Annotated in this window: 18 protein-coding genes and 1 tRNA gene; 6 read left to right on the forward strand and 13 right to left on the reverse strand. The window is 63.1% G+C overall.

Translation table 11 applies throughout. The features are described 5' to 3' along the window. Nucleotides 1-148: 148 nt before the first annotated feature. Nucleotides 149-1777 (reverse strand): DNA alkylation response protein, encoded by a 1629-nt coding sequence (locus EJ071_RS26210; protein ID WP_126100447.1) that lies wholly within the window; start codon nucleotides 1775-1777, stop codon nucleotides 149-151. 177 nt (nucleotides 1778-1954) lie between these two features. Between EJ071_RS26210 and EJ071_RS26215 the strand changes: the two genes are divergently transcribed. The 4 genes from EJ071_RS26215 (at nucleotide 1955) to dprA (ending at nucleotide 5999) form a co-directional block, all read left to right on the forward strand. Continuing rightward, nucleotides 1955-2935 carry an aspartate carbamoyltransferase catalytic subunit gene (locus tag EJ071_RS26215; RefSeq protein WP_126100448.1) on the forward strand — a complete coding sequence of 327 codons (981 nt, stop codon included), beginning with the start codon at nucleotides 1955-1957 and terminating at the stop codon, nucleotides 2933-2935. Further along, nucleotides 2932-4218, forward strand: a complete 1287-nt coding sequence (locus tag EJ071_RS26220) for a dihydroorotase (RefSeq protein WP_126100449.1) — start codon at nucleotides 2932-2934, stop codon at nucleotides 4216-4218. The genes EJ071_RS26215 and EJ071_RS26220 overlap by 4 nt, the downstream gene beginning before the upstream one ends. Nucleotides 4219-4284: 66 nt before the next feature. Further along, nucleotides 4285-4866, forward strand: a complete 582-nt coding sequence (gene plsY / locus EJ071_RS26225; protein WP_126100450.1) for a glycerol-3-phosphate 1-O-acyltransferase PlsY — start codon at nucleotides 4285-4287, stop codon at nucleotides 4864-4866. After that, nucleotides 4863-5999, forward strand: a complete 1137-nt coding sequence (gene dprA, locus EJ071_RS26230) for a DNA-processing protein DprA (RefSeq protein ID WP_126100451.1) — start codon at nucleotides 4863-4865, stop codon at nucleotides 5997-5999. The genes plsY and dprA overlap by 4 nt, the downstream gene beginning before the upstream one ends. Before the next feature lie 7 nt (nucleotides 6000-6006). Here dprA and EJ071_RS26235 read toward each other — a convergent pair whose 3' ends face one another. The 3 genes from EJ071_RS26235 to EJ071_RS26245 form a co-directional block, all read right to left on the reverse strand. Beyond that, on the reverse strand, nucleotides 6007-7152 hold the full coding sequence (locus tag EJ071_RS26235) for a hypothetical protein (protein WP_126100452.1): 1146 nt from the start codon (nucleotides 7150-7152) through the stop codon (nucleotides 6007-6009). A gap of 309 nt (nucleotides 7153-7461) precedes the next feature. After that, a complete protein-coding gene (locus EJ071_RS26240) occupies nucleotides 7462-7647 on the reverse strand; it encodes a hypothetical protein (protein ID WP_126100453.1) in 186 nt (61 codons plus the stop codon). A gap of 60 nt (nucleotides 7648-7707) precedes the next feature. Next, entirely contained in the window at nucleotides 7708-8247 is a 540-nt protein-coding gene (locus EJ071_RS26245; protein WP_126100454.1) for a J domain-containing protein, read from the reverse strand. Between the two features lie 377 nt (nucleotides 8248-8624). On the opposite strand from EJ071_RS26245, the gene EJ071_RS26250 reads away from it, so the two are divergent. Beyond that, nucleotides 8625-9515 (forward strand): adenylate/guanylate cyclase domain-containing protein, encoded by an 891-nt coding sequence (locus tag EJ071_RS26250; protein ID WP_189521224.1) that lies wholly within the window; start codon nucleotides 8625-8627, stop codon nucleotides 9513-9515. Between the two features lie 92 nt (nucleotides 9516-9607). Here EJ071_RS26250 and EJ071_RS26255 read toward each other — a convergent pair. Further along, nucleotides 9608-9683: transfer RNA gene (locus EJ071_RS26255), tRNA-Lys, on the reverse strand. A 284-nt stretch (nucleotides 9684-9967) separates the two neighbouring features. On the opposite strand from EJ071_RS26255, the gene EJ071_RS26260 reads away from it, so the two are divergent. After that, entirely contained in the window at nucleotides 9968-10438 is a 471-nt protein-coding gene (locus EJ071_RS26260) for a BA14K family protein (RefSeq protein WP_126100456.1), read from the forward strand. 131 nt (nucleotides 10439-10569) lie between these two features. Here EJ071_RS26260 and EJ071_RS26265 read toward each other — a convergent pair whose 3' ends face one another. The 8 genes from EJ071_RS26265 to EJ071_RS26300 all read right to left on the reverse strand — a co-directional run bounded on the left by EJ071_RS26265 (nucleotide 10570) and on the right by EJ071_RS26300 (nucleotide 18686). After that, nucleotides 10570-11040, reverse strand: coding sequence for a DUF6882 domain-containing protein (locus tag EJ071_RS26265; RefSeq protein WP_126100457.1), 471 nt, complete (start codon nucleotides 11038-11040; stop codon nucleotides 10570-10572). A 31-nt stretch (nucleotides 11041-11071) separates the two neighbouring features. Continuing rightward, entirely contained in the window at nucleotides 11072-12565 is a 1494-nt protein-coding gene (gene glpK, locus EJ071_RS26270) for a glycerol kinase GlpK (protein ID WP_126100458.1), read from the reverse strand. Nucleotides 12566-12657: 92 nt separating this feature from the next. Further along, a complete protein-coding gene (locus tag EJ071_RS26275) occupies nucleotides 12658-14385 on the reverse strand; it encodes an ABC transporter substrate-binding protein (RefSeq protein ID WP_126100459.1) in 1728 nt (575 codons plus the stop codon). A 76-nt stretch (nucleotides 14386-14461) separates the two neighbouring features. Beyond that, the gene (locus EJ071_RS26280; protein WP_126100460.1) at nucleotides 14462-14749 is read right to left on the reverse strand and encodes a DUF2160 domain-containing protein; all 288 of its coding nucleotides are present in this window, start codon (nucleotides 14747-14749) and stop codon (nucleotides 14462-14464) included. A gap of 2 nt (nucleotides 14750-14751) precedes the next feature. Beyond that, entirely contained in the window at nucleotides 14752-15660 is a 909-nt protein-coding gene (locus EJ071_RS26285; RefSeq protein WP_126100461.1) for a carbohydrate ABC transporter permease, read from the reverse strand. 1 nt (nucleotide 15661) lies between these two features. After that, nucleotides 15662-16528: a sugar ABC transporter permease gene (locus tag EJ071_RS26290; protein WP_126100462.1), complete on the reverse strand. Its 867-nt coding sequence runs from the start codon at nucleotides 16526-16528 to the stop codon at nucleotides 15662-15664. Beyond that, nucleotides 16529-17596 carry an ABC transporter ATP-binding protein gene (locus tag EJ071_RS26295; protein WP_126100463.1) on the reverse strand — a complete coding sequence of 356 codons (1068 nt, stop codon included), beginning with the start codon at nucleotides 17594-17596 and terminating at the stop codon, nucleotides 16529-16531. It abuts the gene before it with no gap. 10 nt (nucleotides 17597-17606) lie between these two features. Then, nucleotides 17607-18686 (reverse strand): ABC transporter ATP-binding protein, encoded by a 1080-nt coding sequence (locus EJ071_RS26300; RefSeq protein ID WP_126100464.1) that lies wholly within the window; start codon nucleotides 18684-18686, stop codon nucleotides 17607-17609. Between the last annotated feature and the right edge of the window lie 31 nt (nucleotides 18687-18717).

An 18717-nucleotide genomic window follows, 5' to 3' on the forward strand; every position in this document is an offset into this window, starting at 1 on the left:
CTGCCTGGCGGAGCACGGGATGCTCATGGTTAACGCTTCCCTACTCCGGTCGTCAGAGTGGGCTCTGCGAAGGCTCCCCGCAATGGAAACCATTTGTTAAGGTTAACGGCCATCCACAGGCCGGCGACGGATCGCGGGTCAGGCCTGTTCAGGTCAGGGGCGGATAGAGCGTGTCGATGATCATGCGGGCGTCATGGCGCGAATCGAGCATGCCGTAAGTGGTGCGCCATTGACCGCCGAGCCTTGTTTCGACGAAGGCGTCGGCAATGCGCCCTGCCCCGAGCCTGCGCAACTCCGCCGCCGCCGCCGACAGCGCCAGCTGTTCGGTCAGCAGGCGCGCCGAACCTTGGTCGGTCGAAGCGACCTGCATGGCCGCCTTGAGCACACCTATAGTGCCCCGACCGCCTGCGCCGAGGTCGCGGTCGATGCCGGCCAGAACCTCCTCGAACAGGCCGGGCGCGCGGCCGAGCACGCGCAGCACGTCCAGCGCCATCACATTGCCCGAGCCTTCCCAGATCGCGTTGACCGGAGCCTCGCGATAATAACGGGCGAGCGGCGCTTCCTCCACGTAACCGTTGCCGCCGAGGCACTCCATGGCCTCGTACAGCAGCTGCGGCGCGATCTTGCAGACCCAGTATTTGACCACCGGCGTCATGGCGCGGGCAAAGGCAGCCTCGCCGCGATCGCTCGCCGCCTCGTCGAAGGAGCGCGCAAGGCGGAACGACAGCGCGGTCGCGGCGGCGACGTCGAGCGCCATGTCGGCCAGCACGCGCTGCATCAGCGGCTGGTCGATCAGATTGGTGCCGAACACTTGGCGATGACGCGCGTGGTGGACGGCTTCGGCTAGCCCCGCCCGCATGATCGCCGAAGACGCGACCGCGCAGTCGAGCCGGGTCAGCGTCACCATGTCCATGATCGTCTTGATGCCGGCGCCCGGCTCGCCGACCATCTCGCCGATGGCATTGACGAATTCCACTTCCGACGAGGCGTTCGAGCGGTTGCCGAGCTTGTCCTTTAGGCGCTGGAAGCGAAAACCGTTGCCGGACCCGTCACCCAGGATGCGCGGGACTAGAAAGCAGGAAAGCCCCTCCGACGCCTGGGCAAGCACCAGGAAGGCGTCGGACATCGGCGCCGACATGAACCACTTGTGGCCTGTGAGCCGATAGAAACCGCTGCCGATGCGCTCCGCCCTGGTGATGTTGGCGCGCACGTCGGTGCCGCCCTGCTTTTCGGTCATGCCCATGCCGAGCGTCAGCCCGGTCTTTTGCACCGGCGGCTTCTGGCTCTGGTCGTATTTGCGCGTGGTCACGCGCGGCGCCCATTCGCGGAACAGTTTTGGGCTCGCCATCAGCGCCGCCAGCGAAGCGCTGGTCATGGTGATGGGGCAGAGATGTCCGGTCTCCAGTTCGGCGGTCAGGTAGAAGCGCGCCGCCCTCACCTGGTGCCGGCGGCCGATCTCGGCGTCGCCGTTTTCCCAGACCGAGGAATGCAGGCCGCCGGCGATCGAGCGGCGCATCAAAGCGTGATAGGCCGGATGGAATTCGACCAGATCGATGCGGCGGCCCTGGCGGTCATGCGTCCTGAGCTTCGGCGTATCGGTGTTGGCGAGGCGGGCAAGCTCCTGCGCCTCCTGCGTCATGACGAACCGGCCGAGCCCGTCGAGATCCTTGCGCACCGGATCGGAAAAACGCTCGGCAAGCTGGATGAGCAACGGATCGCCCCGCCATGCGTTGCCGCCTGTCAGCGGCGGCGGCTGGTTGATCACGTCGTCGGTCACGCCCTGTCCTTCAATTGGCAGAAAAGCCCTTACTTGTCCGAAGGCCGCGGTCGCGAATCCGAAGCCATTTGCTGCGTTATAGCCCAAGCCACGCAACGAAAATACCGGGGAGAAAGCCCACGATCCAAAGCTGGCGCTTGCGGCCGGCCGGACCGCACCCTATAGCAGCGCCTTGAGATGACCGACGCTTCGTCCCTGCCGCTCTTTCCACACCGCCATCTTCTGGGCATCCGTGATCTTTCCCCCGCCGATATCGAGCTGTTGCTCGACCGGGCGGACCAGGCTGTAGCGATCTCGCGGCAGTCGGAAAAGAAGACTTCGACGCTGCGCGGCCGTACCCAGATCAACCTTTTCTACGAGGCCTCGACCCGCACGCAATCGTCCTTCGAGCTCGCGGGAAAAAGGCTCGGCGCCGACGTCATGAACATGTCGGTGGCAAGCTCTTCGGTGAAGAAGGGCGAGACGCTGATCGACACCGCCATGACGCTCAACGCCATGCGGCCGGACATTTTGATCATCCGACACCAGTCGGCGGGCGCGGCCGCCCTTCTGGCGCAAAAGGTCGGCTGCTCCGTGGTCAATGCCGGCGACGGCGCGCATGAGCATCCGACGCAGGCGCTGCTCGACGCGCTGACCATACGCCGCGCCAAGGGACCGCTGTCGAAGCTGATCGTGGCGATCTGCGGCGATATCCTGCATTCGCGCGTCGCCCGCTCCAACATCATGCTCTTGAACGCGCTCGGCGCGCAGGTGCGCGTCGTCGCGCCCTCGACGCTGCTGCCGTCAGGCATCGATAGGATGGGGGTGATCATCTCGCGCTCGATGGCCGAAGGCCTCAAGGATGCCGACGTGGTGATGATGCTGCGCCTGCAGCGCGAGCGCATGGAAGGCGCCTTCGTGCCTTCGATCCGCGAATATTTCCGCTATTTCGGCCTCGACGCCGAGAAGCTGAAAGCGGCGAAGGAGGATGCGCTGGTCATGCATCCGGGCCCGATGAACCGTGGCGTCGAGATCGCCTCGGAAATCGCCGACGGACCGCAAAGCGTCATCCAGGAACAGGTCGAGATGGGCGTCGCCGTGCGCATGGCGGTGATGGAAGCGCTGCTAGATCCTCGTCGCAACGATGAGGGCCGCAACCACGAGGAGCGCGGCGCATGAGCGCGACGGTCTTCAGCAAGGCCCATATCGTCGACCCTTCGCGCGGCGTCGATGAGATCGGCACAATCATCGTCGAGGGCCGCAAGATCGCCGCCGCCGGCAAGGCGGCGGTGAACCAGGGCGCTCCCGAAGGCGCTGTCGTCATTGATTGTGCCGGCAAGACGATCATTCCAGGCCTCGTCGATGCGCGCGTCTTTATCGGCGAACCTGGCGGCGAGCATCGCGAGACGATTGCTTCGGCAAGCGTCGCGGCGGCGGCCGGCGGCGTCACCTCCATCGTCATGATGCCCGACACCAATCCGGTGATCGACAATGTGGCGCTGGTCGAGTTCGTGCTGCGCACGGCAAGGGACACGGCGAGCGTCAACATTTTTCCGGCGGCGGCGGTCACCAAGGGTCTCGAAGGCCGCGAGATGACCGAGTTCGGCCTGCTGCGCGAAGCCGGCGCCGTCGCCTTCACCGATGGCCGCCACACGATCGCCAATGCGCTGGTGATGCGCCGGGCGCTGACCTATGCGCGCGACTTCGGCGGTGTGATCGCACATGAGACCCAGGACGCCGACCTCGCCTCGTCCGGCGTGATGAACGAAGGCCTCTATGCGAGCTGGCTCGGGCTTTCCGGTATTCCGCGCGAGGCCGAGCTCATCCCGCTGGAGCGCGACCTTGCCCTGGCGCGGCTGACGGGCGGCGCCTATCACGCCGCCAAGATCTCGACGGCGATGGCGGTTGGAGCGGTGAGCCGAGCAAAGACGGACGGCGCCAATGTCACCGCGGGCGTCGCCATCCACAATCTCTCGCTCAACGAGAACGATGTCGGCGAATATCGCACCTTCTTCCGGCTGACCCCGCCCTTGCGCGCCGAGGACGACCGGCTGGCGATGATCGAGGCGATCAAGGACGGCACCATCGACATCATCGTCTCCTCGCACGATCCGCAGGATGTCGACACCAAGCGCCTGCCCTTCGCTGATGCCGCCGCCGGCGCGATCGGCCTGGAGACGCTCCTTGGCGCGGCGCTTAGGCTCTACCACAACGGCGACGTGCCGCTGCTGAGGCTGGTCGAGACGCTATCGACCGCGCCGGCAAGATTGTTCGGCCTGCCTGGCGGCACGCTGAAGCCGGGTGCGTCGGCCGATCTCGCCGTGGTCGATCTCGACGAGCCATGGATCGTCAGCGAGAGCGGCCTGCACTCGCGTTCCAAGAACACGTGCTTTGAGGGCGCGCGCCTGCAGGGCAAGGTCTTGCAAACCATGGTGGCGGGCCGCACAGTGTTTTCGGCCTGAGCATCATCCGACAAGCCGGGACGGTATCGCGATCCGGATACTGAAATAGGAAATGCGGGGGAAACAATGGGTTACGTGCTCGCGCTCATCTTCGGCTATCTGCTCGGATCGATCCCGTTCGGACTCTTGATCACCCGCGCGGCCGGTCTGGGCGACGTGCGCAATATCGGCTCCGGCAACATCGGCGCGACCAATGTTCTACGCACCGGCAACAAGGCGCTCGCCGCGGCGACGCTGCTGCTTGACGCGCTGAAGGGCACGGCTGCAGCGCTCATCGCCGGACATTTCTCGCCGGACTTCGGGCTTCTCGCCGGCTTCGCCGCCTTCCTTGGCCATCTCTTCCCGGTCTGGCTCGGCTTCAGGGGCGGCAAGGGCGTCGCCACCTATCTCGGCGTTCTGCTCGGCCTTGCCTGGCAGGGCATGCTTGTCTTCGCCGTCGTCTGGCTCGCCATGGCCTTCCTGTTCCGTTACTCCTCCCTGGCGGCACTGGTAGCCGCGGTCGTGGTGCCGATCGCGCTCTATTTCATCAGCACGCCGCAGATTGGCGGCCTCTTCGCACTGATGAGCCTGATCGTCTTCATCAAGCATCGCGCCAACATTTCGCGGCTTCTCGCCGGCACCGAGGGTAAGATCGGGGCGAAGGGATGAGCGGGCCTGCCGCCGGCCCGCGCCTCAGCGACCGGCAGCGGCTGAGCTGGCTTCGGCTGATCCGCACGCCCAATGTCGGCCCGGCCTCTTTTCGCGAATTGATCAACCGCTTCGGCTCAGCCGAAGCCGCGCTCGAAATGCTTCCCGAACTGATGATTTCGGGTGGCGCCAACCGCATCGTCCGCATTCCCTCTATCGCCGAAGCCGAAACGGAGTTGGAGGCGGCGCGCCGCGCCGGCGCCCGTTTCGTCGGCATCGGTGAGGCCGACTATCCTGCCCTGCTGAAGACCATGGACAATCCGCCGCCGCTGCTGGCGGTGAAGGGCGAAGGCGCGGTGTTTCGCTTGCCCGCGGTGGCGATCGTCGGCGCCCGCAACGCCTCGCTTGCCGGCATCAAGATGGCGCGCATGCTGGCGGGAGACCTCGGCCGCGACGGCTATGCCATCGTGTCGGGCCTGGCGCGCGGCATCGACACGGCGGCGCATCAGGGCAGCCTTTCGACCGGCACCGTCGGCGTGCTGGCCGGCGGTCTCGATGTCCCCTACCCGCCCGAAAATATCGGCCTGTGCGAGGAGATCGCTGAGCGCGGCGGCGCCATCGTTTCGGAAATGCCGTTCGGCTGGCAGCCGCGCGCGCAGGATTTTCCGCGTCGCAACCGCCTGGTCGCCGGGATGGCGATGGGGCTGGTGGTGGTCGAGGCGGCGCAACGCTCCGGCTCGCTGATCAGCGCCCGCCTCGCCAACGAGCTGGGCCGGCTGGTCTTCGCGGTGCCGGGCTCGCCGCTCGACCCGCGCGCCGCTGGCTGCAACGCCCTGCTCAAGGACGGCGCAACGCTGGTGACCGAAGCGACCGACATCCTGGGCGCGCTGGCCCCTCTTGCCGGCACTCGCCCGCCAAGGACCGCGCCGCTCGCCGAGGCACCCGACCTGTCGGCAATGCTGCCGCCCGGCGAGAACGAGCGCGCCGACGTGCTGGAAGCGCTCGGCCCCACACCGGTCGGCGTGGACGAGATCATTCGCCACACGGGGCTCAGTGCCGCGCAGATCGCGATGGTGCTGTTGGAGCTCGATCTTGCCGGGCGGCTCGAGCGCCATGCTGGCGGGAATGTGTCGCTGGTCCTGGGACGTTCCTGAAGCGCCCCTACCGGAACAGATATTTGGACACTTCCGGGTTGCCGCGACGCCACATCACGTTGTCCAGGAAATAGTGGTGCACGTTGATGAAGATCAGCACGATGAAGAAGAACAGCGAGGAACCGAGAACCTGCTTGTCGTAGGGGATCAAGGCCGTCAGCGCGAACGGGATCAGCCAGAAACCGAGATACCCAAGCGCACCGCCACCGACGATAAATCCCAGGACCCGAAGCCTGTAGAGAGGTCCGAGAACGGATAGAATCTTCGGTTCAGGATTTCTTGCCGCATCCGCGACGTCGCGTTCGACGTTGGTCTGGTAACGCCAGACCACCGCCAGGTATTGCAGCGAGTGGAGCGCCGGCACCACAAGCAACCAGAGCGGGTTTATCCTCGCAATCAGGATCCACAGATAGAGCGACGCGACATAGGCCACGATGCCGTTATACGGCAGCGCTCGGCCGTTTTTTCGCCAGCGGTTGACCAGCATCAAAACCGTGGCCGCCGTCGAGGCAACGGCCGCCAGCAGGGCAATGTTGGCGATCCAGGAAGGGGCCGCGAACGTGTAATATTCCAGGCCGTAATATTTTCCCTGAGTGACTGCCATGTTCGTCTGGAGCCATGCCAGGATCCACACGGCATAGCTGTTGACCAGCAGCACCTTCTTGTCCCGATCGCCGAAGAATTTGCGCTTCAGCACGGCGTCCACCATCAGCATGCCGTAGCCTTGCTTGACGTAGTGCCAGCCCACGAAGAAGAACATCGCGTTGGCCGCATATCCGAGCAGCCGCGTGTTCGCCGTTGCCGCCCCATACGCAAAGAATGCGCCCATGATCACAGGAACGACAATGCCCGCAAAAATATAGCGAAGCTGCAGGCTCCTGTCGTACCCGTTCCCGCTCACCTTGCGCCCGAAATTGCGGTAGAAAATCTGGTAGGAGTGGGCGAAGTGGGGATAGTTCACCAGGTAAGCCACGATGACCATCGTCGCGGCGACGGGGCCTTCATATTTGAGCGGCACCAACAGCAGAATCGGCAGGACCAGAAACGCGCCGCCGCCGAGCATGAGGAAGTCGGCGACCGGGCCGAAGAGATACTTGCCAGGTGGCGCCGCCGCCTTGGCGGCTGACGCATCTACCGAAAGGTCAAGTGCCATGGTCGAGCCTCCTTCGGGGGACCGACCTTAACCATCGCCCGCTCTGGTCACAAGGTTGGAACTGCTCCGAACCACAGCCGCGGCGATGGAGGACCGAGCCTCGCTAGCCGGCTTTTAGTGCTATCAGGATGGAAAAGGTCGCAATAGCCGACACAATCAGCGCCCATGTCACGGCGTTGCGAGAAGGGCGCCACCGCCGGCCACGCGCCGCGCGCTTCCGCCACTGCCCAGAACGAGTATCGTATCGCCAATTGTCCAAACCCGTCTCCGGGGAACGATCCAGTTGCGCGACGGCAGCCGGCCTACGACCTAGATTGGGGACTGCGCGCGTTTCGGCGACTGCAGTTCGCGCCCCATCTTCGCCGCCTGGAAGATGGTCATCAAAACCAGGATCGGCTCGCCGTCAGTCGGGTTGACCGTCAAGGCCACGCGGCCAAGCTCGTCGCTCATGACGCAGGTCCAGTCCTTGACCGCGATCACCTTCTTCTCGGACAATTTTATCCCCTCCCCTGGACGCCCACTTACCGGTGGCAGCCCGGAACCTCGAAATGCCTTTCATTTTGTATGATCAAGCAACCTAGTCGCGGCGGTTTCACGACGATGTTCGGAATTGGCGCGATCGATGCCATCCACGGTGATCGCGAACATCCCGTTCTCGATCCTGGCTATCCAGCCCTTTGCCTTCAGATACCAGAGATGAAACTCCAGATGTTCTCGCGGGCAGCCCGACAAGCGTTCGAGCTCTTCATCGCCAATGCCGGGATTGTTGACGTCTTGCCGGCGTTTTACATAGAGCAGCGACAGCAGTTTGGCCTGAATGACGATGTCCCGTTCAAGCCCTTTGGTGTTGCTCGCTTCCTCGCTCAGCTCGCGCCTAAGGCTCAAATGGTCTTTATACTGGATGTCGTATTGGGCGCGTTTGACCGGATCTTTGAGCGTATTATGGGCCTCTACGATTTCGCTGAAGCGTGACTCATTGCCGGTGTCCCGATTATCGGGATGGTAACGCATGGCAAAATAACGAAATATCCGTTCAATCGTTTCCGAATTCGCGTTCGGACTGATTTCCAGAAGTTCGTAGTAATCAATGAACATAGTGGTGCTTTCACAGAATCGACATTGCGAACACCACTCCCCAACGGCAGCATCGCGCAACCGTTCTGCCCATGCAAGCGGGCTTCCCGCACCATCGTAAACAAGCACTCCGGATGGCCTTGCCGATCGCCGGCGACCATAATTCTCGTTGGATTTCTTCGACGGGAGAGCAGGTCCACACATTCCGTTTCCGGCGCCTAGTGCAGATCCGATGGGAAAAGCGCGTGATTTTGAGGGATGAGGGAAGGCAGACGCCCGTCCGTCCAAAACGATCGCGCCGAAGCACCGCCCCGGCCTCAGGCGCGCAAGTAGATAAGTTAAAGGCACCTTGGTGTGTTATATACATACGCTGCGCTCTCGGCGCGGATACGAGATCGATGGATCAGGAAACAGTTCTAGCCGCAGTCCTGTTAGCTGATGTCGTGGGCAGCACGCCGCTCTATGAGCGCATCGGCGACGATGCCGCTCTGAAGCAGATCTCGGATTGCCTGGACGCGATGCGCGATATCGTCGCCCGGCACGGCGGTGATTTCATTCACTCGAAGGGCGATGACGTGCTCAGCCTGTTCGAGAGTCCGGAGGGGGCGCTGAGGGCCGTCTGCCAAATCAGCAGCCAACTGACGAAAGGGCCGTTGAGCGCCCGGATCGGATTGCATTTCGGGGCGGTTATTCGCGCGCGGGGCGCGGTATTTGGCGACGTTGTCAATGTCACCGCAAGGCTGTCCACCACGGCCAACCCCGGGGAGGTGCTGATCAGCCAGAACTTCTTCGAAGCGCTTTCTGCGGGCAGCCGCAGTGCCTTGCGGCTTCTCGACAAAATGGCCTTCAAGGGGAAGCAGGAACTCTTCGATGTCTATACCCTGGGGAGCGACGATGGGAACCGCAGTACACACATCGCCAGCCGGGGCACCATTATCGACAGGCGCTCCGCCCCGCCGCGGCAGATCATTCTGGTCATCCGCTATGGAGATCAGTTGCGATCCTGCCGAAACAACGAATTCGTGACGATCGGCCGATCTCCGGAATGCGATATCGTTGTCCAGCGGCCCTGGGTCTCGCGACACCACGCGACCTTCACCATTTCAAATGGCAAGGCGCGGCTTATCGAGCGAAGCTCGTCGGGCACATTTGTGTCGATGGGGCCCGGCCATGAAGTATTCGTACGCCGCGAAGATATTCTCCTCTTCGGCTCCGGCGACATCTCGCCTGGAATGAGGTCGTCCCTTCGCGACGCCCAGGTTCTTCACTACGAAATTGTCTCAGGCTGACCCGGCCGGACGCGACAGCCGACCGGCGAAGGCATTTGGCTCGTCTCCTTCGTGCACTAGGATCTCGGCTATACCGATCTGGAACAGAATCTTGGTGAGCGCGATGGGATTCGAACCCATGACCTACTGATTAAAAGTCAGTTGCTCTACCGGCTGAGCTACGCGCTCCCGCGGGCAGGAAACGCCGCCCTCGAAATTGCGCGGAACATAGGGAGAGTGCATCAACCGGTCAACCGGAAAAAGATGGCTTGCAGGCCGGGTTTTTCCACTGCCCCAGCGCCCTGTTCGGACCGCGTTTGCGAAGCCTCGGCCTGGGAACCGAAAAGGTTTCTCATGGCAGGACCAGCGGCAGGACTGCAAAACAGCGGCCCGGTGCTTTTCCCGGAACAATTGCATATGCCGCCCGTTTTTCTTCCCACAGGCGACGGCAACCAACCTGCGAGGAGAAAGTCATGAACAGAATCACAACAGGCCTGCTGGCCAGTGTGCTATCGGTTTCGTTCGCCGCGGCGGAGATCGTGCCGGTCAACGCGCAGCCAACCTACACGCCGCTCGGCCAAGGTCTCTCATCGGACGTTCAGACCGTGCAATACCAGGATTGGCGCAGGCACCGCAGTTTCAATCGCAGTTTTTCCCGTGACCGGGTTTATTCGCGCAACGGTGACGTGTACTGGCGCGGCCATCGCGGCTATCGCGAATACCACCGCGGCTATCGCCGTCATGGCGACTTCTGGTTCCCGCTGGCTGCCTTCGCCACCGGCGCGCTGATCACCGGCGCGATCGTCAACAGCCAGAACCGAGTCTATCGCGGTGGCGATGCGCATGTGCAGTGGTGCTACGACCGCTACCGCTCCTATCGCGCCTCGGACAATACCTTCCAGCCCAACAGCGGCCCGCGTCGGCAGTGCGTTTCGCCTTACTGACCTGATCGGATCGCACACGGGAGACTGAAAGAGCCCGTGCCGGCAACGGCGCGGGCTTGTTATTGAGTGAGGTAATCAAAGTTCCGCTGGTGCTCTCGGGTCTCTACTAACCGGGAGGCGCAACACTTCGATTAGCTTGCCCAACTGACGCTCTTTAAGATCAGATAGAGGCCCACACCGTCATCGGGAGGAGAACGGTAGGCTCCGCAAGCGTTGCAGATACGAGTCACTGCAGAGGTCAATTCCCAACCGAGTGCATTCAGGTCATCGTCCTTCAGATAGTCCTGGGTTAGCTCGCCGATACGGTGCTGCTCCCCGAACGACCGAGCTAACTGTGCGTCGGTTACAAGTTCGAGAGGCCAATTCGAATTTGCCCAGGCCCAGAGCCAGTTGCCAGCTTTGGCACTAGTAGAGCCGGCGATCTGGATCTCCGAGGCGACCTTGACGACGCCTTCTTCTGAGAACAGAAGCTTTCCAGCCTTCAGGTCGTAGTCATAGCGGGACCAACTGCCGAGGTGAAAGTCATCCTGCAAGCGCTTGTTCTTCGCACGAAGCTGTTCAAAAGCCTCCTCGCGCCAGGCAACATACCAGTCCGGATTCATCCCCTACCCCACGCGATCTGCCCCCACCTGCTTATCGCACGCTCAGCGTCCTGCGCACAGCGTCGCGCCATCCCGCCAGCTTCGCCGTGCGGGTGACGGCATCCATGTCCGGCTTGAACCGCCGGTCGAGCGCCCAGGTCTTGGCGAATTCCTTCGCCTTCGGCCACACGCCGGCTTTCGATCCGGCAAGCCAGGCCGCCCCCAGCGCGGTCGTCTCCAGGATGGTGGGACGATCCACAGGCGCGTCGAGAATGTCGGCCAGCCGTTGCATGGTCCAATCGGATGCAACCATGCCGCCGTCGACCCGAAGCACCGTCTTGGCGGAAGCCGCCTTCCAGTCCTTGCGCATGGCGTCGAGCAGGTCGCGCGTCTGGAAGGCGACGGATTCCAGTGCCGCCCGCGCGAACTCCGCCGGGCCCGAATTGCGGGTCAGCCCGAAGATCGCGCCGCGCGCATCCGCATCCCAGTGCGGCGCGCCGAGCCCGACGAAGGCCGGCACCAGATAGACCTGCTGCGCTGGATCGGCGCTCGCAGCAAGCGCACCGCTCTGCTCGGCCTTGCCGATCACCTTGATGCCGTCGCGCAGCCACTGCACGGCGGCCCCGGCGATGAAGATCGAACCCTCTAGCGCGTAGGTGGTCTTGCCGTTCAGCCGGTAGGCGATGGTGGTCAAGAGCCGGTTCTTCGAGCGCACCAGGTCGGCGCCGGTGTTGAGTAGCGCGAAGCAGCCGGTGCCGTAGGTGGATTTCATCATGCCGGGCTCGAAACAGGCCTGGCCGATGGTCGCCGCATGCTGGTCGCCGGCGACGCCCAATATCCTCATCTCGGCGCCAAAGAGGCTCTTCTCGGTGACGCCGAAATCGTCGGCGCAATCCTTCACTTGCGGCAGGATCGCGGCCGGTATGTTCAGGGTGGACAGCAGCTCGTCGTCCCAGACGTTCTTCTCGATGTTGTAGATCAGCGTGCGCGAGGCGTTTGTCGCATCGGTGGCGTGCACCTTGCCACCGGTGAGCCGCCAGATCAGGAAACTGTCGATGGTGCCGGCGAGCAATTCACCCTTCTCGGCGCGCTTCCTCGCGCCCTTCACCTTGTCCAGCATCCAGGCGATCTTGGTGCCGGAGAAATAGGGATCGAGCAGCAGCCCGGTCTTGCGCGTGAACTTCTTCTCCAGCCCCTGCTTCCGGAGCTTCTGGCAGAGCGGCGCCGTCCGGCGGTCCTGCCACACGATCGCGTTGTGGATCGGCTTGCCGGTCGCCTTGTCCCAGATGACGACCGTCTCGCGCTGGTTGGTGATGCCGATCGCGGCCACGTCCGATGCCGCCCGACCGGCGGCCTTCAGCGCCGCCTTCACAGTCGCGATCACGCTTGCCCAGATATCTTCCGGGTCATGTTCGACCCAGCCGGAAGCCGGATAATGCTGAGCGAATTCCTGCTGACCGGTGCCGGCTACCTTCATCTTGTCGTCGAACAGGATCGCCCTGGTTGAGGTCGTCCCCTGGTCGATGGCCAGCACAAAACCGCTCATTCCGCATCCCTCCACTTCTCATGCAACAGGGGAGACGGCAAAGCCGCCTCCCCTGCATTTCTTACGCGGACGAGCACGCCCACGTCATGCAGTTACTTCTGCCAGCTCTTCACCAGCTCGTCGTAATTGATGGTGATCGGCTTTTCCTTCTCGTTCTCGATCTTCAGCTGAGGAGCGAGATTGCCCTTCTTGACCGCGTCGGCGTTCCAGTAGGCGAGGTCATGCTCTTCGGCCATCTTCGGGCCGATATCGCCCTGGACGCCCGACTTCTCGATGCGGCTCATGACCTTTTCCTGCTCGGCGCAGAGCGAGTCCATCGCTTCCTGCGCGGTCTTGGCGCCCGACGAGGCATCGCCGATCGCCTGCCACCAGAGCTGTGCCAGCTTCGGATAGTCAGGCACGTTGGTGCCGGTCGGAGACCACTGGACGCGAGCCGGCGAGCGGTAGAACTCGATCAGGCCGCCGAGCTTCGGAGCGCGCTCCGTGAAGCTCTTGTCGTGGATCGTGCTCTCGCGGATGAAGGTCAGGCCGACATGGCTTTTCTTCACGTCGACGGTCTTCGAGGTGACGAACTGCGCATAAAGCCAGGCGGCCTTCGCCCGGTCGGTCGGGGTCGACTTCATCAGCGTCCAGGAACCCACGTCCTGGTAGCCGAGCTTCATGCCGTCCTTCCAGTAGACGCCGTGCGGCGACGGCGCCATGCGCCATTTCGGCGTGCCGTCGTCGTTCAGCACCGCCTTGGCGCTGGCGTCGACCATCGAGGCGGTGAAGGCGGTGTACCAGAACATCTGCTGGGCAACCGCGCCCTGTGCAGGAACCGGGCCGGCTTCGGAGAAGGTCATGCCCTGAGCTTCCGCGGGAGCATAGGCCTTCAGCCAGTCGAGATACTTCTGGATCGAGTAGACCGCCGCCGGTCCATTCGTGTCGCCGCCGCGCGCGGTGCAGGAGCCGACGGGGCGCGAATTCTCGTCGACCTTGATGCCCCACTCGTCGACCGGCAGGCCGTTCGGAATGCCCTTGTCGCCATTGCCGGCCATGGACAGCCACGCGTCGGTGAACCGCCAGCCGAGCGACGGGTCCTTCTTGCCGTAGTCCATGTGGCCATAGACCTTCTTGCCGTCGATCTCGCGGCCGGTGAAGAACTCGGCGATGTCCTCATAAGCCGACCAGTTGACCGGCACGCCGAGGTCGTAGCCGTACTTGGCCTTGAAGTCGGCCTTGTTCTTCTCGTCGTTGAACCAGTCGTAGCGGAACCAGTAGAGGTTCGCGAATTGCTGGTCGGGCAGCTGGTAGAGCTTCTTGTCGGGCGCCGTCGTGAACGACGTGCCGATGAAGTCCTTCAGGTCGAGGTTCGGGTTGGTGACGTCCTTGCCGTCGCCCGCCATCCAGTCGGTCAGGTTGCGCACCTGCTGGTAGCGCCAATGCGTGCCGATGAGGTCGGAATCATTGACCCAGCCGTCATAGAGGTTCTGGCCGGTCTGCATCTGGGTCTGGATCTTCTCGACGACGTCGCCTTCCTGGATTGTGTCGTGCGTGACCTTGATGCCGGTGATGGCCGAGAAGGCAGGCGCCAGCACCTGCGATTCATAGGAATGGGTGGCGATGGTTTCCGACACGACCTTGATATCCATGCCGGCAAACGGCTTGGCGGCGTCGATGAACCACTGCATCTCCTTTTCCTGATCGGCGCGCGAAAGCGTCGACAGGTCGCCTATCTCCTTGTCGAGAAAGGCTTTTGCCTCATCCATTCCGGCATAGGCATGGCCCGCGCCCAGCAACAGGACAAGGGCGGTCGTCGATGTAAGAAATTGCCGTCGCATGTGTCTCCTCCAGTCTTAGGTTTCAAGTGTGATCCGGGACGGCCGCCAGCACGCGGCCGCTCCGGCTATTCCCCCTCTATACGTATCGGAACACGCCAATGGCGTAGACCACGGAGAGAGCGAGAGCCCACCACAGGTTGGGGCCAACGAGACCCAACCAAGCGAGATGGATGAAGGCGCTGCCGAGCAGCGAAAGGAAGAGGCGATCGCCGCGCGTCGTCTCGAAGCGCAGGATGCCGACGCGCGGATTGCCGCCGGGCGAAGCGTATTCCCAAGCCGCCATACCGCAAAGCAGCAGCAGGATGGTTCCGAAGAAAGCCGCCGTCGGCCAGGTCCACGCCATCCAGGAGAGGTCGAGGTTCATGATCACACCCTCCCCAGGGCGAAGCCCTTGGCGATATAGTTGCGGACAAACCAGATGACGACCGCGCCGGGGATTAGCGTCAGCACGCCGGCGGCAGCAAGCAGTCCCCAGTCCATCCCCGCGGCCGAGACGGTGCGCGTCATCGTCGCGGCGATCGGCTTGGCGTCGGTCGTGGTCAGCGTGCGCGCGATCAAGAGTTCCACCCATGAGAACATGAAGCAGAAGAAGCAGGCGACGCCGATGCCGCTCGCGATCAGCGGCATGAAGATCCTCACGAAGAAGCGCGGGAAGGAATACCCGTCGATATAGGCGGTCTCGTCGATCTCCTTCGGCACGCCGGACATGAAGCCTTCCAGGATCCATACCGCCAGGGGCACGTTGAACAGACAGTGCGCCAGCGCCACGGCAATATGGGTGTCGATGAGACCGAAGGCCGAATAGAGCTGGAAGAATGGGAGCGCGAACACCGCCGGCGGCGCCATGCGGTTGGTCAGCAGCCAAAAGAACAGGTGCTTGTCCCCGAGGAAACGGTAGCGCGAAAAGGCGTAGGCCGCAGGCAGCGCCACCGCCACCGAGATTACCATGTTCATAACCACATAGGTGATCGAGTTGATGTAGCCCGAATACCAGGATGCATCGGTGAAGATGGTGCGGTAATTCGCGAGCGTCGGATTGTGCGGGAACAGCGTCAGCGACGACACGATCTCCGCATTGGTCTTGAAGCTCATATTGATGAGCCAGTAGATCGGTAAGAGCAGCACGACGATGTAGAGCGTCGGCACGATCCACCACCAGCGCGATTCCTCGCCGCGGCGGCGCATCAGCTTCGCCACCTCGTCCTGCGACAGCGTGCTGCCTACTTCGGTGACTGCCGTTTCGCTCACGCGTGTCGTCTCGTTGGCGCCCGTCATCTCAGCGCTCCGCGTCGTAGTTGGTCATCACGGTGTAGAACACCCACGACAACAACAGGATGATCAGGAAGTAGACCAGCGACATCGCCGCCGCCGGACCGAGGTCGAACTGGCCGAGCGCCGTCTTGACGAGGTCGATCGACAGGAATGTCGTCGAGTTGCCGGGGCCGCCGCCGGTGACGACGAAAGGTTCGGTATAGATCATGAAGCTGTCCATGAAGCGCAACAGCACGGCGATCAGAAGCACGCGCTGCATCTTCGGCAGCTGGATGTAGCGGAACACTGCCCAGCGCGACGCGCCGTCGATCTTGGCCGCCTGGTAGAAGGCGTCGGGAATGGAGACCAGGCCGGCATAGCAGAGCAGCACGACGAGGCTCGTCCAGTGCCAGACATCCATGATGATGACGGTGACCCAGGCATCGATCGGATCCTGCACATAGTTGTAGTCGATGCCGAGCGCGTTGACGTAGTAGCCGAGCAGGCCGATGTCATTGCGGCCGAAGACCTGCCAGATCGTGCCGACAACGTTCCACGGGATGAGCAGCGGCAGCGCCATCAGCACCAGGCAGACCGGCACGCCCCAGCCCTTTTTCGGCATGTTGAGCGCGATGAAGATGCCGAGCGGCACCTCGATCGCCAGGATGATGAAGGAGAAGATCAGGTTGCGCACCATCGCTTCCCAGAAGCGATCGGACGCAAGCAGTTCCTCGAACCACTCGGTGCCGGCCCAGAAGAAGACGTTGTTGCCGAACGTATCCTGCACCGAATAGTTGACGACCGTCATCAGCGGGATGACGGCCGAGAACGCCACCAGCACCAGCACCGGCAGGACAAGGAACCAGGCCCTGTTGTTCCAGGTCTTTTCCATCTAGGCCCCCATCTCGACGCGCCATGAATCGGCATAGATGTTGATGCCGGCCGGGTCGAAGCGGACTTTTGGTTCGGCCGGCACCTCGTCGTCCTCGCCGATGACGGCGGCGATCTCCCGGCCTTCCAGGCTGGCGCGGACCACCTTGTGGCGACCGACGTCCTCGACCTTGTTGATGGACACCGCCATGCCTTCACGGCCGAGCCGCACATATTCGGGACGGATGCCGAGCTCGACGGAACCGGCTTCGGCCTTTGGCGCGCCTGGCAGCTCGATGCGTTGCGCGCCGAGCATCGCAGTCCTGCCGTCGAGCGCGACCGGCAGCACGTTCATGCCCGGCGAGCCGATGAAATAGCCGACGAAGGTGTGGCGCGGCCGCTCGAACAGCTCGGCCGGCGTGCCGATCTGCACGATCTCGCCGTCATACATGACCACGACGCGATCGGCGAAAGTCAGCGCCTCGGTCTGGTCGTGCGTGACGTAGACCATGGTGTAGCCGAAGCGGCGGTGCAGCTGCTTGAGCTGCGAGCGCAGCACCCACTTCATATGCGGATCGATGACGGTGAGCGGCTCGTCGAACAGGATGGCGTTGACGTCCGAGCGCACCAGTCCGCGTCCGAGCGAGATTTTTTGCTTCTGGTCGGCGGTCAGCCGGCGCGCCTTCCGGTTGGCCATCGAGGCGAGATCGATCATGTCGAGAGTCTCGCGCACCTTACGGTCGACATCGGCTTCCGGCACGCGCCGGTTGCGCAGCGGGAAGGCCAGATTGTCGTAGACGGTCATGGTGTCGTAGATGACCGGGAACTGGAACACCTGGGCGATGTTGCGCTCCTGCGTCGACAGCCTGGTCACGTCCCGGCCGTTGAACAGAAGCTTCCCGTGCGAGGGGTGGAGCAGCCCCGAAATGATGTTGAGCAAGGTGGTCTTGCCGCAGCCCGAGGGTCCGAGCAGCGCATAGGCGCCGCCGTCCTCGAAAATATGGTGCACTTCCTTCAGCGCGAAATCCGAATCCTTCTTCGGGTTGGGCAGGTAGGAGTGGCGGATGTGGTTGACGTCGATGCGCGCCATCGCTTCCTCCTCAGGCGGCCAGCTTCGACGCCGTCACGGCGCGGCCGTTCTGGTCGAACACCATGATGTGGCGCGGGTCGATGAACACCTCGACCTCGTCGTCCGTCTCGAAGTCGAGGATGCCATGCGCCAGCATGACCCAGCGCGCATCGGCGAAGTCGAGATGGACGAAGCTTTCCGAGCCGGTGATCTCGGTGATGGTGACCTTGGCCCGCACCGGCACGGCGCTGGCATTGGGACGATCGAGCGACAGATGATGCGGCTGGAAGCCGATCGTGTAGCTGGCGTCCGGAATGCCGAGCAGTTCCGGCGGCACCGGCAGCTTGACGCCGCCTTCGAGCAGGAAATCCGAGCCCTTCTTGGCCAGCACGATGGCGTTGAGCGGCGGATCGGCGAAGGTCCTTGCCGTTACCAGGTCGACCGGCTTGCGGAACACTTCGACAGTCGGCCCGAATTGCGTGACGCGGCCTTCCGAGAGCGTCGCTGTGTTGCCGCCAAGCAAAAGCGCCTCGTGCGGCTCGGTCGTGGCGTAGACGAAAATGGTGCCGGAGGCCGCAAATATCTTCGGCAGCTCGGCCCGCAACTCCTCGCGCAGCTTGTAATCGAGATTGGCGAGCGGCTCGTCGAGTAGGACCAGGCTGGCGTTCTTGACGATGGCGCGGGCAAGCGCCGTGCGCTGCTGCTGGCCGCCCGACAGGTTGAGCGGCGTGCGGTCGAGATAGGGCGTGAGCTTCAGCAGCGCCGCCGCATTGCGCACTTCCTTGTCGATCTTTCCCTGCTCCACGCCGGCAACCCGAAGCGGCGAGGCGATATTCTCGTAGACGGTCATCGCCGGATAGTTGATGAACTGTTGGTAGACCATCGCGACGTTGCGCTTCTGCACCGGCTGTCCGGTGACGTCCTTGCCGTCGAACCAGACCGAGCCGGAGGTTGGCGCATCGAGGCCGGCCATCAGCCGCATCAGGCTGGTCTTGCCTGAAAGCGTCGGCCCGAGCAGGACGTTCAGCGAGCCGTGCTGAAGCGTCAGCGACACGTCGCGGATATGCTCCTGCGCGCCGACCGTCTTCGTCACGTTCCTCAGTTCCAGCATCACGCCTCCTTCCGAGCCTTGCACGTCATTG

The sequence above is a fragment of the Mesorhizobium sp. M1B.F.Ca.ET.045.04.1.1 genome (assembly GCF_003952465.1).
Classification (GTDB): domain Bacteria; phylum Pseudomonadota; class Alphaproteobacteria; order Rhizobiales; family Rhizobiaceae; genus Mesorhizobium; species Mesorhizobium shonense.

Excerpts from the sequence above, each read along its gene's own strand:
- EJ071_RS26235 (WP_126100452.1), bottom strand. The coding sequence starts at position 7,152 with ATGGCACTTGACCTTTCGGTAGATGCGTCAGCCGCCAAGGCGGCGGCG.
- EJ071_RS26290 (WP_126100462.1), bottom strand. The coding sequence starts at position 16,528 with ATGGAAAAGACCTGGAACAACAGGGCCTGGTTCCTTGTCCTGCCGGTG.
- EJ071_RS26285 (WP_126100461.1), bottom strand. The coding sequence starts at position 15,660 with ATGACGGGCGCCAACGAGACGACACGCGTGAGCGAAACGGCAGTCACC.
- EJ071_RS26295 (WP_126100463.1), bottom strand. The coding sequence starts at position 17,596 with ATGGCGCGCATCGACGTCAACCACATCCGCCACTCCTACCTGCCCAAC.
- EJ071_RS26220 (WP_126100449.1), top strand. The coding sequence starts at position 2,932 with ATGAGCGCGACGGTCTTCAGCAAGGCCCATATCGTCGACCCTTCGCGC.
- EJ071_RS26215 (WP_126100448.1), top strand. The coding sequence starts at position 1,955 with ATGACCGACGCTTCGTCCCTGCCGCTCTTTCCACACCGCCATCTTCTG.
- EJ071_RS26260 (WP_126100456.1), top strand. The coding sequence starts at position 9,968 with ATGAACAGAATCACAACAGGCCTGCTGGCCAGTGTGCTATCGGTTTCG.
- EJ071_RS26300 (WP_126100464.1), bottom strand. The coding sequence starts at position 18,686 with ATGCTGGAACTGAGGAACGTGACGAAGACGGTCGGCGCGCAGGAGCAT.
- EJ071_RS26275 (WP_126100459.1), bottom strand. The coding sequence starts at position 14,385 with ATGCGACGGCAATTTCTTACATCGACGACCGCCCTTGTCCTGTTGCTG.
- EJ071_RS26250 (WP_189521224.1), top strand. The coding sequence starts at position 8,625 with ATGGATCAGGAAACAGTTCTAGCCGCAGTCCTGTTAGCTGATGTCGTG.
- dprA (WP_126100451.1), top strand. The coding sequence starts at position 4,863 with ATGAGCGGGCCTGCCGCCGGCCCGCGCCTCAGCGACCGGCAGCGGCTG.
- EJ071_RS26245 (WP_126100454.1), bottom strand. The coding sequence starts at position 8,247 with ATGTTCATTGATTACTACGAACTTCTGGAAATCAGTCCGAACGCGAAT.
- glpK (WP_126100458.1), bottom strand. The coding sequence starts at position 12,565 with ATGAGCGGTTTTGTGCTGGCCATCGACCAGGGGACGACCTCAACCAGG.
- plsY (WP_126100450.1), top strand. The coding sequence starts at position 4,285 with ATGGGTTACGTGCTCGCGCTCATCTTCGGCTATCTGCTCGGATCGATC.
- EJ071_RS26280 (WP_126100460.1), bottom strand. The coding sequence starts at position 14,749 with ATGAACCTCGACCTCTCCTGGATGGCGTGGACCTGGCCGACGGCGGCT.
- EJ071_RS26265 (WP_126100457.1), bottom strand. The coding sequence starts at position 11,040 with ATGAATCCGGACTGGTATGTTGCCTGGCGCGAGGAGGCTTTTGAACAG.